General features: G+C 34.6%; 9 protein-coding genes. 6 read left to right on the top strand and 3 right to left on the bottom strand.

The genetic code is table 11. The annotated features are described in order from the left end of the window. Positions 1–185 precede the first annotated feature (185 nt). Genes BMY75_RS15920 through BMY75_RS15945 form a run of 6 tightly spaced genes read left to right on the top strand, consistent with a single transcriptional unit; the run spans position 186 to position 7,627 of the window. A complete protein-coding gene (locus tag BMY75_RS15920; protein ID WP_074835839.1) occupies positions 186–1,337 on the top strand; it encodes a tyrosine-type recombinase/integrase in 1,152 nt (383 codons plus the stop codon). After that, positions 1,306–3,066, top strand: coding sequence for a tyrosine-type recombinase/integrase (locus tag BMY75_RS15925; protein ID WP_074835842.1), 1,761 nt, complete (start codon positions 1,306–1,308; stop codon positions 3,064–3,066). Before BMY75_RS15920 ends, BMY75_RS15925 begins: the two co-directional genes overlap by 32 nt. After that, positions 3,063–4,958 carry a tyrosine-type recombinase/integrase gene (locus tag BMY75_RS15930; protein WP_074835844.1) on the top strand — a complete coding sequence of 632 codons (1,896 nt, stop codon included), beginning with the start codon at positions 3,063–3,065 and terminating at the stop codon, positions 4,956–4,958. The genes BMY75_RS15925 and BMY75_RS15930 overlap by 4 nt, the downstream gene beginning before the upstream one ends. Continuing rightward, positions 4,951–5,367, top strand: a complete 417-nt coding sequence (locus tag BMY75_RS15935; RefSeq protein WP_074835845.1) for a DUF6262 family protein — start codon at positions 4,951–4,953, stop codon at positions 5,365–5,367. Before BMY75_RS15930 ends, BMY75_RS15935 begins: the two co-directional genes overlap by 8 nt. A gap of 4 nt (positions 5,368–5,371) precedes the next feature. Continuing rightward, positions 5,372–5,731 carry a nucleotide pyrophosphohydrolase gene (locus tag BMY75_RS15940; protein WP_347500211.1) on the top strand — a complete coding sequence of 120 codons (360 nt, stop codon included), beginning with the start codon at positions 5,372–5,374 and terminating at the stop codon, positions 5,729–5,731. Positions 5,732–5,743: 12 nt separating this feature from the next. Further along, the gene (locus BMY75_RS15945) at positions 5,744–7,627 is read left to right on the top strand and encodes a DUF2075 domain-containing protein (protein ID WP_074835847.1); all 1,884 of its coding nucleotides are present in this window, start codon (positions 5,744–5,746) and stop codon (positions 7,625–7,627) included. Positions 7,628–7,704: 77 nt separating this feature from the next. On the opposite strand, the gene BMY75_RS15950 is transcribed toward BMY75_RS15945, so the two are convergent. The 3 genes from BMY75_RS15950 to BMY75_RS15960 form a co-directional block, all read right to left on the bottom strand. Then, positions 7,705–9,306 carry a DUF2130 domain-containing protein gene (locus tag BMY75_RS15950; protein ID WP_074835849.1) on the bottom strand — a complete coding sequence of 534 codons (1,602 nt, stop codon included), beginning with the start codon at positions 9,304–9,306 and terminating at the stop codon, positions 7,705–7,707. Between the two features lie 52 nt (positions 9,307–9,358). Beyond that, on the bottom strand, positions 9,359–10,267 hold the full coding sequence (locus BMY75_RS15955; protein WP_074835852.1) for an HAD family hydrolase: 909 nt from the start codon (positions 10,265–10,267) through the stop codon (positions 9,359–9,361). 416 nt (positions 10,268–10,683) lie between these two features. Continuing rightward, positions 10,684–12,423 carry a leucine-rich repeat protein gene (locus BMY75_RS15960; RefSeq protein ID WP_074835855.1) on the bottom strand — a complete coding sequence of 580 codons (1,740 nt, stop codon included), beginning with the start codon at positions 12,421–12,423 and terminating at the stop codon, positions 10,684–10,686. Positions 12,424–12,631: the final 208 nt, after the last annotated feature.

Raw genomic sequence — 12,631 nt, forward strand, 5'->3', positions numbered from 1 at the left:
TATCGAGAGGGTGTCAAGGCCGCTTGCGTGCATTTCAGCCTTGACACCCTCTCGATAAAGCGATACAATCCATGCGGCGATTCAACGCTGAACACTGTGTACTTGACGTTAATGTGCAGTTATGTGTGGTTTTTCGTCTCAATAGTCCAGATAAATAATAACCCGCCTTATTGGGAGATGAATAAATGAAAGTACAGAAAATAAAAACAGAAAATGGTTTTAGATATCTACTGCTTGATGATAATTTCCAAATTATTGATGAAGTATATCGTTATCTTCGTTTTTTAGATTCAACTGGCAAATCACCAAATACTCTTAGAAGCTATGCTTATCACTTAAAACTTTTTTACCAATATGCTACAGAAAATAATCTTGATATATTTGAGCTTTTTAATAACAAGAAAAACAAGCCAATAGATATCTTATCTAATTTCTTGTTTTGGCTTCAGTATCCGGATACCTCACGACAGCAGTTTCACTTTGAGAAAGAAAACGCTAAGCGCTCAAATAATACTGTTAATCTTATCGTTAGCACTGTACTGGAATTCTATGAGTATCTCCATCGCAATAATGAAATAGACGAATTCAACTTATACCGTAGTCAAAGAACAAATAAATATTTTAAGGGTTTTCTATATGAAATGTTTAAGCATAATGTCGAAAACAAAAGATCCATATTGAAACGCCCTGTAGAATACGCTCCGGTAAATGCGCTCACAAGAAAGCAATATAATGAACTACTCAGTGTATGTAGTTGCCGCAGAGACCAACTCCTTCTTGCGTTTATGTTTGAAGGAGGGGAACGATTAAGTGAGACAATAGGTACTCATCTCTGCGATCTTGATAATCTCGAAGATGGTATAGTCAAAATTGTTCCTCGAATAAATCCAGAAAATAACGCCAGGGTTAAGAATTATGCAGGCGGATTAATTAAACTACCTAGCTATGTTATAGATTTGATTATAGATTATCTAACATACGACATATCTAATTATGATTCCGATTATCTATTTTTGACCTTACATGGATCAAATGAAGGAAAACCTCTGCAAGCAGCCAACGTTGAAAAACTCTTCGCAAGACTTTCAAAGAAGGTTGGATTTAAAGTACACCCTCATATGTTACGACACGGTTTTGCAACTGAAAAACTTGAAGCAGGTTGGCAGATGGTAGATATTCAGGCATATTTGCGACATAAGAATTTATCCTCCACACAGATTTATGCTACATACAGTGATGAACTAAAAAAGGAAAAAATGAGATCTTTTCTTGATAAAAGCTCTGAAAAACTGAAAGGTACCGCCGATGAGCTCAAAAAGCAAAATTATAGCAATTGAAAAAGCAATATACACAGGATGTCTAGACATTCTGGAATTTACTTTTTCAGCTAATGATAAAACCTTTTTCGATTATTTTTCTGATCCTAAACATTCTGAGGTATGTAAAAGCGCATCAATAGATTTACATTTTATCGAAGATATTTTGTTACGAAGAAAAATAGTCGAGTATCTTTACCATTGTATGGATTCAAAAAAAATAAATCCTAACACATTTTATTCATATAGGATCCGCGGAATTCTTCAAATTCGCGAAAAATATCCTTATCTATACAATTTCAATTACAATGAATTTTTGCAAAATGCCACCACTCGTCTAAAAGCAGAAAAACGTCTCGGCAGGGCAAAGGCTTTTCTATATTCTTTTTCACGGTATTGTGAATATATCGAGCATATAGATAATCTATTTATGTTAGACACTTGGGAAATCGAATGGTTTAATCTATCCATGGAGCGTGACTACGCAAGAAGATTCCGTAGATTATGCTTTTCAGGTGTTAATAACGACAGAAACCGTTTTCTTTTAAAAAGATATATAGAATACTGTTTACGAAACACAGATAATTCCTTAAACACCATTATGGGTAAAAACAGCACATTGAAAAATGTTCTCAATTTTATAGAAAGACCTATTGATGAATGGGATAACGAATCTTCAAAATCATTAGTTTCGATCCTTTTGAATCGATATAGAAAAAAAGAGACTTTGGCTTCACGATTAATCACACTCTTTCATTTCATAGACTATCTTCTGCTTCATGATTATTTAGCCGATAATCCAATGAAACAATACAAGGATCTTGCCAGAATAGGAGAATTTCATCACAAAACAACATCAGTTGACCATTCCGTTGTGAAACAGATTTTTTATGCTTTGGGCAGTATAGAAGATAAAAGGATTGTCATATGCTTCCTATTGATATACTGCACCGGAATGAGATTATCTGAAGCTTGTAACATTAAAACTAACTGTACAGAAAGAACTGAGGCAGGGTCTTTTGTTCATTATTATTCTTTAAAGATGAAAAAAGATGTATGTAATGTCATACCAGAATCTCTCTATGATATGATAGAGGAGTATAGAATAAGTCGTAAAGAAGAAAATTTCCTTTTCCCTTCCAGAAAAAAAGGAATTGCAATGTCGGCAACATATTTCTACAATCATATGAGGGAAGCTTTACGAGAAAAGAACGTTTTAAATCCCGACGGAAGCCCCTATCACTTTACCGCACATGCATTTCGTCATCTGATGGCGGTAAGAATGCGTGAACAAGATATCCCATTCACATTTATTCAAGAACAGCTTCATCATGCTAGTCCAGAAATGACATTAGCATACGTAGAATATATAGATAGAGTTAAGATACACAAGATGGAAAACTTTATAAAGACCCATGATTCCGAACAGTATTTTGATCGAGAAGCTGATGTAGAATATGTTGAATATATGCGTGCAAATCTTCGTGCTCAAATACTTCCTGACGGACTTTGTTGCAGACCAATCAAACTAGGAAAATGTTTACACTACAATTCATGTTTGACATGCCCAGATTATCGAACATCAAAAAAACACTTGAACGATCATAAAAATCATTTGAATAGAATAAATCAATATATAATTCAATGTCAAAAGAATGGCTGGCTTCCGCAATTGGAAAGCAGTAAAGTGATAAGAGATAGACTGATTCAAATAATCTCTAAATTAGAAGAGGATAGTGATCCAAAATGAGCATACAATCTCAAAGAAATACTAAATCCATCTATACACCACGTTTTCTATTTGAGCTGAAAGACTTTATCCTAGAAGATACAATTGATAGTAAAAACAAGGATATTTTTCCAGATCGTGCCTCAAAAAGAAATCCCGTAAAACGGAATAGGATCCCAGCTCTCTATCCGTTTAATAATCCATATGTTGATAATGAAGTACGTGGCTTTATTCAACATCTTATACTAGATTTACATTCTGCACCGGGAACAGTGCAAGAATATATTGAATGCTTTGCAAAGCCGTGGTCAAAATTCATAAATAATCACAACGAAGAGCAAATATTCTCGGTTACACAATTTGCTTACGAAGATATCTATTCACTTTATATTGAATTTCTCTCTGATGAAGGTTATAAATTAACTTTAACTTCCGTTCATCATATTGGAGGTGATATGGAATGGCTCCATTATAATTATCCTTCGCACCATATTTCCTATTTTATTAGATACTATAAATATATTCATTCTGTTGCCTATCCGGACACAAGATCAGAGTATGAGAAGGATGCATGGGATATCAGAAATCTAGGCATTCCTTTTTCTACCTCAGTATGTCGCAGCCGATATACGGTAAGTTTTCGGAATATTTCGCAAGGCTGGCTCGTTAAGGCAGCTAAGGAGTATTGCTATTACAGAATTCAAAGCCGAACGATATCAGCCGTTTTGGATGATATAAAAGGACTTAATTTGTTCTCTGCTTTTTTGGAAGCGGAGCATTCAGAAATCAATCATCTTGACGAATTGACACGTCCTATCATAGAAGAATACTTTGCCTTTATTGACAAAAAAAACTTCGTAACAACAACTTACAATCGACGGATAAGTGTTTTGCGAACTTTCCTACTTATTGGTAACATGCTTGATCTTGAACATTTTCCAACAAAGCCACTAATTCAAAATGATGACTATCGAAGAGTAGTTCACAAGATGCCAAAGTGCTTTTCTGAATTTGAATTAAAACAGATGAATACTCATATTAATGATCTTCCGATTCAAATTGCACGTATATTCTTTATTCTTGAAAATTGCGGAATGCGTGTTTCTGATATTTGCTCATCGCCAATTAACCCTAACGGCGAATACTGCTTAGGCAAAAATGATAATAATGAATATATTTTTACGTATTATATGCCAAAAGCGCATCGATATAATACAATACCGGTATCTGATATGGTTGGAGAAATAATTGAATCTGCAATTGAAGACAGCAGAAATGAATTTGGCGAGAATTGTACTTATATTTTTGCTATCGACGTAGATAAACCGATCTCTTCAGAAACATTCTCACATCATATGAATGTCATGGCAAAAAACAATGATCTTCGTCGTGATGAAGGAACACCTTTAAGAATTAAAGGGCATACTTTCCGAGGCACAGTTGCAACACGCTTTGCAAATGATGGTATAAGCATGGATGTAATTCGAATGATGATGGGACAACGTAAAATGGGTGTTCTGAATCATTACGTCAAAATCCATGAAAAAACTATGCAGGAGTACTTAAAGCCCATAACCGAAGAAAACGAAATGATGATACAGCATATTGGAAAAACAGATTACGATGGAATCGAACCAATTCCTGAACCGTCACTCATTCCTTTATCTAATGGACGCTGTGCTAAAAAAGTTTCTACCGGGATATGTGATCATGCTAATCGTTGTTATTCATGCCAAATGTTTAGACCATCCATATCATGTATATCCTTATATGAGCATCAACTCAATGAAGCAGAAAACAATATAGCCATAGCAAAACTACATGGATTTGATCGTATTCTTGAAAAAAACGAGCAATTAAAAGAGGATCTTATAAGAATCTTAAAAAAACTGGAGGCAGAGAAACATGAGTGATCGAACTGATGCCATGATAAAAGAAGTAAAACGTAAATCACTTGCAAGGCAAGATGAAATATTGAGATGTATTAACCAGATGGCTGCAGCTAATGAGAAAATCACTTTCTATTCGGTCTCTAAACGAACCGGAGCCTCAAAATCTTATTTATATAAAAATAAAGCTATTTCAACTTTGATTCGTCTGCACCGGAGTGATTCTGAAACTCAACAAACGCAAGAAAGCCAAAGTGTAATAATTAACGCACTCAAAATAAAAATCAAGCAATTAGAAGCTGAGATTAACCAATTGCGTAAAGAAAGCAATAATTCGTATAAGAAACAGTGCGAGAAACTAAAGAAAGAAAACAAAGAGCTAAAGCTTCAACTTCAGACTGCTTACAGATTATATGGAGATAAAAAGGAGTAATATCATGACCGGAAAAGAAGAAAAATATGTGTTGTCTTTACAAACAATTAGAAGAATCTTAGATTTCAGAGATGATCGTAATTGGGCGCAGTTTCATAATCCGAAAGATCTGGCAATTTCAATTAGTCTTGAAGCATCTGAACTGCTTGAGGTTTTCCAATGGTCAGCTACTGACATCTCCGCTGATGGAAAGTTGGACAAAATTAAAGAAGAGTTGGCAGATGTCATTAATTATTGTGTATTGATGGCTGACTGCTGCGGACTGGATTTGAACCAGATCGTCAACGACAAAATATCCAGAAATGCTCAGAAATATCCTCTTGATAAGGCATATGGAAGCAGTGCTAAATATACAGAGCTTTAATTGGAGGCAAAAATGTTAATATACAGCGGTACAAAACAAAAGTTTTCTGAAGAAGTAATATCTGATCAGATTGCAAGACGAATCGACACCCTCTTTTGGAAACACGGTCTTAAACATGAAAATGAACGAGAATACCTATCCTGGAAGAATTCTTTAGTATATATGCAAAGAGTACTCGATACACCATCCATTTCTGACGATGTACAGATTGCAATAGAGTATTGCATTCCTCAAACCGCTCTTCGTGTGGATTTTATTATTGCGGGAGAAAACGCTGATGGGAAAGAAAACGTAATAATCGTTGAATTAAAGCAATGGCAAAAAGCTCAAAGAACACATCGTAATCATATTGTTAAGACCTATACGGGTGGAATGGAAAGAGACGTTCCACATCCTTCTTATCAGGCTTATTCATATGCCAAAACTATAGAAAGTTATAGTGAGACGGCACAGGAACAACATATCTTTTTTCATCCTTGTGCATATCTTCATAACTACGAAACAATACACCGTCATGAAATTGATAATGATCATTATCGTGATGTTTTAGATGCTGCACCTGTATACATCAAATCAGATGAAGATAAGCTTAGAGAGTTTATTCAATCTTATGTTACCAAACCATCAAAGAAGGATATTCTTTATGAGATCGACAACGGCAGAATACGTCCTACTAAATCATTACAGGATGCTCTGGTTAGTCTTATTGAGGGAAATGAAGAATACTTGATGCTTGATGAGCAGAAGATGGCGTATGAAACTATCCTTGAAATAATAAGACTTGGAATGACTAAAGACCGCAAGTTCACTATCATAATTGAAGGCGGTCCAGGTACAGGCAAAAGCGTTATTGCGATCCAGCTACTTGCAGAACTTGTAAAACGAGGGCTTAATGCACAATATGTTACCAAAAACAGTGCACCACGAGAAGTTTACAAAGAAAAGCTGATTCAAAACAACTACGGAAAAGGTTTTGTTGGTAATCTTATGCGCAGTTCTGTGTCATATACCAATTGTAAACCAAATACTTTTGATTGTCTTATAGTTGATGAGGCTCATAGACTTGGCGAAGGTGCGTTTATTTTTGGTCGAAAAGGCGGGAATCAGATTGAGGAAATCATACAGGCTTCACGTATTAATGTTTTCTTTATTGATGAAAACCAAATTGTTACTTCTGCAGATAAGGGCTCTATATCAGATATCAAACAGATTGCTTATAAGCATCATAGCATTGTATATCATGATGAGTCTATCAATCTGAAATCTCAATTTCGCTGTAATGGAAGTGATGGGTTCATTTCATTTCTTGACAGCTTCTTATCTTTGGATGGACAAGCATCACATTATGCGTTTGAAGACCATTATGATTTCAGAGTGTTTGATGATCCATCTGAAATGAGAGAGAGTCTTAGAAAAATAAATGCCAAACGAAACGCCGCACGTTTGGTAGCTGGATACTGCTATGATTGGAAGAGTCAAAATGATCCTGATTCATATGATATCATCTTGAATCAGGAAAAGTTCAAAGCACAATGGAATTTTAAGTCGACTAAAACATGGGCCATTGATCCTTATTCCTTTGATCAGGTAGGATGTATTCATACAGCTCAGGGACTTGAATTCGACTATGTTGGAGTTATTATTGGTAAAGATCTTGTATTCAAAGAAGGAAAAGTTTGCACTGATTCAACACAGCGAGCAAAATCAGATTTTAGTCTTAGAGGACTACGTCCAAATAATCCTAAATGTGACATGATCATACGTAATACTTACAGAACACTAATGACTAGAGGTCAAAAAGGTTGTTTTGTATATTGTGAAGATCGAGCGCTTTCTGATTATCTAAAAATGCTGATTAATGCTAATTTTCAAAACTCTAACCAAACACCAAATTAAGCTATCCCAAAAATATGCTCCCCAAGCTGTCCAAACATCTCGGGGAGCACTTTTAATCAATATGATTGATCGAATAATTATTTTTCTTCTCGAATTTCTATCAACTTATCATATACAGAATCTGCATCTTTAGTAAGGCGTTTAATAGTTAATTCCGATTCAAGTTTATTATTAGCAGCATTAAGGTGCTTATCTGAAGTCTGCAAAGCTTCCTTGATCTTAGTAAGCTGAGCGATCGCCTTATCGATACCATCAATAGCTTCCTGATGCTTCTTTTTAGCATTTTCATAGGTGTACAGAAAACTGTTCTTAAAAGTTTCAAGATTATTCTCAAATGTCGTGAGATCTGCCTGTTGATGCTGAATCATCAGCAGTTGTTTTTTATACTCAAGGGATTTTAATGCAGCGTTTCTCAGGAATGAAATAAGCGGAATAAAAAACTGTGGTCTTATAACGTACATCTTCGGAAATTTATATGACACATCAACGATACCGCTATTGTATAACTCACTGTCTGATTCTAGCATTGAAACAAGAACTGCGTACTCACATTTTTTCTCATTTCTATCCTTATCCAGTTCCTTGAAGAAGTGCTCATTCTTATGTTTCGTTGTAGTAATATCCGCTTCATTTTTCATTTCAAACATAATTGAAATATATTCTGTTCCGTCATCAGAATAATCCCTATATATAAAATCGCCCTTACTTCCTGATGACGCATCATTATCTTTTTCAAAATAAGCATTTGGAAACGCTGTCATTCTGTACTGATTAAATTGAATACTGCAATGCTGTTCAAGAGTTTCACCGACCATTTTGGTGGAAAGACGCTGTTTGAAATCTTTATACTTTTCAATTTGCTCATCTTTCATTTTAAGTTGTTCTTCATAATTGTTTTTTAAAGTCTGTTCACTGATTTTTCGTTCGTTTTCTTTCAGCTCAATAGTGGAATTCAATGTCTGTATCTCAGCGTTTTTGCTTGCTATCTCACTATCCTTTTTCTGTTCTACCTGCGATATAGCCAGCTGTTTTTCAGTCTCCTTATTGCTGATCTGCGATCTCAGTTCCAGGATCTCTCTGTCTTTTTTATTGAGTTCATCATCCTTATCCTTTACTGCCTGACTGACAGCTATTTCCTTTTCGGATTCAGCAGTTTTTATCTGCGTTTTTAAATCAGATATCTCGGAATTCTTTTCCGTAATCGCCTGTGTTACTGCAAGATCTTTTTCTGTAGTTTTATTCTCAATTTCAGCTTTAAGTTTTGCTATCTCTTCGTTTTTCTTGTTAATCTCTTCATCCTTGATCTTAATGGCCTGGTTTACAGCAATTTCTTTCTCTGATTCAGCGCTTTTTATCTGTGACTTCAACTCAGAAATTTCAGTTTCCTTTTCAGTTACTGCATTTGATATCGCGAGTTCCTTTTCTGTCTCTGATTTATCAATTTGCGAATTAAGGCTTTCAATCAGCTTATCTTTTTCAGCAATATCAGCCTGATGCTTCGTCTTGATACGCTGTTCAGCTAGTTCAAAAGAAGCTTTCTGTTTATCTGATTCTGCTTGTATTTTTTCATGAATCTCTTTATCGAATTCTTTAGTTCTTACTTGAGCAATAAGTTTGGCATAATCACTTTCATCAATAGTAAAAGCTTTATTACAGTGTGGACAGATTATTTCACTCATAATAGTACGCTCCTTTATCGTAGTAATATATAATTAAGCATTAATAAATGTATTAAGTAATATGGGACGGAGCTGAAGAAGTATTACGTTCTAGTTTAGATTTTTCTGATGAATAGATTCTTTCAGCATACTCTTTTACTTTATTGCATATCCACATGTATGCAGTTGTATCTTCCGAATAATCTGCCTCTGCATACATATTAATTCTTCCATCTTTTCTCATCTTTTCAACTTGATTAAAAGCCTTCATATCTCCTTTTGGATAAATTGCAAAAGTTGAACCATTTCCTTTGTTAACTAGAGAAAAAGCAGGAATATCACTAGGACCGTCAGCAATATAAATCATATTTTCAAATTTCACTCTGCGATATTCCTCTGGAAGTTTACTATTAACTTCAACACCGTCTCTTTTACCAACACCCTTATTTATTTCAAAGAGAGCCCTTGTTTTTGAAGTGTTATCCAGCGCATATATTACCTCACTTATTATTTTCTCACCTTCAGCTGTATCTTCTTCAAGCAGTTCACATCCCCATATATCTTCAACATATTCTGAGACCAATGATCCCCGAATCGTTTCAGCAGTTCCAGTACTTACTATATAATGTTCAACTTTTATATCATATTCTTTATACTTGGGATTATCTTCAACGATGGCTTTCGTTTTTTCAAAAATTTCTGGGATGCCATTGTAGAATTTAAGCTTTTTACCATATTCTCTAAGCTTTGAGTTATTAAGTCCTTTAAAGCGACCATCCTTTGCATACTTAATCAGGAAGTTCAAATAACAAGTATCAGTGTTTACACGGATATGTTTATCTTTCATTTCTTTAGGAAACGCATTTACTTCGCTCCAGAACGTATCTGCATCTATCTGATTTTCTTCAAATATCGGAGTCTGCATATATTCACTTATAAGTGTTTTATCAAAATCCCATATAATAGCAATTACATTAGCCATTTTTGAACCTCCTTGTTGTATTATTTATATTATATCACAATTAATTACAAATTTCAAGATGTAAGTTGATTAAATATGTCAATTATCACACAACAAGTTAATGGATATCCTACTACAAAACCACATGACCTAATACTATGTTTTTTTCAGACTTGGAACAAATCAACCTTGAAGAAAACATTACCTAGTAAAGCTTTTTTATCTCCCACGTTAGTACTGGGGGGTATTTACGCTAAAGCACCAAAAAATGAGACCAAGTTTTTCTTCTTGGTCTCTTGCATTGTTTTTCTTTTAAAGTATATATAACTTTTTGAGGACAATTCACATACACTGCGACCTTATCTCTTTTAATACTCCTATACCTGCAATTTACGTATTATATGTGTAAACTGTCGTAAAATTCGAGTGCCTTATATTTAGCTCAGTAGCTTTTTCCCCTTAACGTGCGCTGCGATTTTAGTTATATCAGAAATATTGATTTTTCCGTCATTATTTACATCGGCAAATTTCTGAGCATTTTCATCGAGAAGTTTTTTACCCTTGACGTGCGCGGCAACTTTAGTAATGTCAGTTATATTTATTATACCATCTGCATTTACGTCTCCGATAATAAGCGGTTTAAACACTCTCCAATATACGTCGTTCTGCATATATGGATGAGAAATCTGCGCATATTTATCTGAATATGCTTCTGCAGTGCTTCCTTTATAACCTATAATATAATTAAAATCCAACGCATAATTAATTGCGTATACATTTACATACTCTATCTGTTCAATAATGCAATCTTTGGAGTATACAACAACAGAAGTTCCGTTGTTAGTATCAATCAAACCTGAAAATGCACCATCACCTATAAATTCAACATTTTCAGGAATCACTACTTTAGTCAGACCACGACATCCCAGAAATGCTTTTGATCCTATATATTTTAAACTTTTGGGGAAATTTACAGTTTTTAGTTCAGCCTTTTCAAAGGCATTTGAGTAGATAGCTTCAAGACTTTTAGGGAGAACTATCTCTTTCTTTTTTTGTCCTGCAAACGCAGATGAACCAATGTATTTCAGCGTAGACGGAAGCTTAAACTCAGCTGTAACAGGTATACCAGGCGAATCAGCTATACCAAGCGTTCCTTCGCGAATATCTATATAAGATGGATTATTACCGTTGATTTTATATAGCCAGTTACCAAGGTAAAGAGCCTTTTCTGTTGATGAATCAAATTCTTTTTCAAAAGGAGTATTTATGAATACTTTAGCTCCTAGTCTTTCAAGGGTGTCAGGAATAACAACAGGATCTGATAAAGTGCATCCATCAAAAGCATTATTTGATAATGTAATGAGCCCATCATTCAAAGTAACGTCATATAATCTCTTATTGCCACTAAAAGCAAATGCACCGATCCCTTTTACATTTCTGGGTATATCGATATCTAATTCATTTACAGTATCAGTAATATTATCGCTAAAAGCATTACTAAATGCGTAGCTGTCTATATACAAATCATTCTCAGTAGGCAGCTCCAAACTTTTAAGTTTCATCTCTGCTTCACTAAAAGCACCATAGTTGATATATCTTAGAGTGTTCGGAAAAACTATTTTTTCTGTATTTTTAAGTCTGTAAACAAGACTATAATTTACTATCAACTTCTTAAAAGATTCTGTACCTATTCCAACGCATCCATCCGGAATGATCAATTCAGAAACATCTTCGCCTTTCTTTGAATAATCAACTATCCAGTTATCTACCATTATCAATTCGTTGGAATTTTCCTTTATCTGGCTGTTGTACAGTTCTGTTCCGGTAAATGCGGTTTTACCTATAAATTCAAGACTCTCGGGAAGATCCACTTCCTTTAGATTTGCACAGCCGTTAAAAGCATTATTGCAAATGGAAGTTATACCCTCACCGATAACGACTTTTTCAATAAAAGTATCACCTTTAAATGGCGAATCGTAATTTCCTGCTGTATCGGTGTTTTTAAGCTTGCCTTTTCCTGTTATAGTAACGGTTGCAGTATCATAATCAATGACATAACTTGCATTGTCTCCCCACTGTTTTGTTTCTGAAACATCTGCATATGCTATGTTGACCATTAAATTTGTGCTCAGCATTAAGGCTGAAAGCAGTCCTGAAACTACCTTTTTACTTTTCATGGTATCCCATCCTTTCTTTATATCACTGTAAAATAGTATAGTCAAATTTAGAAAAAATATCGACCCGCAATACACAGGTCGATAAATAGATACATTTATCCACTTATATTAGTTTATCAATATTCATCAGAGGACTAAAACCCGCTTGAATCTGTTGTCGTTGGCGGCTCAATATTAGTTTATCAATATTCATCAGAGGACTAAAACA

Source organism: Hominimerdicola alba (genome assembly GCF_900109655.1).
In the GTDB taxonomy this organism is placed as follows: domain Bacteria; phylum Bacillota; class Clostridia; order Oscillospirales; family Ruminococcaceae; genus Hominimerdicola; species Hominimerdicola alba_B.

Excerpts from the sequence above, each read along its gene's own strand:
- BMY75_RS15940 (WP_347500211.1), top strand. The coding sequence starts at position 5,372 with ATGACCGGAAAAGAAGAAAAATATGTGTTGTCTTTACAAACAATTAGA.
- BMY75_RS15920 (WP_074835839.1), top strand. The coding sequence starts at position 186 with ATGAAAGTACAGAAAATAAAAACAGAAAATGGTTTTAGATATCTACTG.
- BMY75_RS15930 (WP_074835844.1), top strand. The coding sequence starts at position 3,063 with ATGAGCATACAATCTCAAAGAAATACTAAATCCATCTATACACCACGT.
- BMY75_RS15925 (WP_074835842.1), top strand. The coding sequence starts at position 1,306 with ATGAGCTCAAAAAGCAAAATTATAGCAATTGAAAAAGCAATATACACA.
- BMY75_RS15945 (WP_074835847.1), top strand. The coding sequence starts at position 5,744 with ATGTTAATATACAGCGGTACAAAACAAAAGTTTTCTGAAGAAGTAATA.
- BMY75_RS15950 (WP_074835849.1), bottom strand. The coding sequence starts at position 9,306 with ATGAGTGAAATAATCTGTCCACACTGTAATAAAGCTTTTACTATTGAT.
- BMY75_RS15935 (WP_074835845.1), top strand. The coding sequence starts at position 4,951 with ATGAGTGATCGAACTGATGCCATGATAAAAGAAGTAAAACGTAAATCA.
- BMY75_RS15955 (WP_074835852.1), bottom strand. The coding sequence starts at position 10,267 with ATGGCTAATGTAATTGCTATTATATGGGATTTTGATAAAACACTTATA.
- BMY75_RS15960 (WP_074835855.1), bottom strand. The coding sequence starts at position 12,423 with ATGAAAAGTAAAAAGGTAGTTTCAGGACTGCTTTCAGCCTTAATGCTG.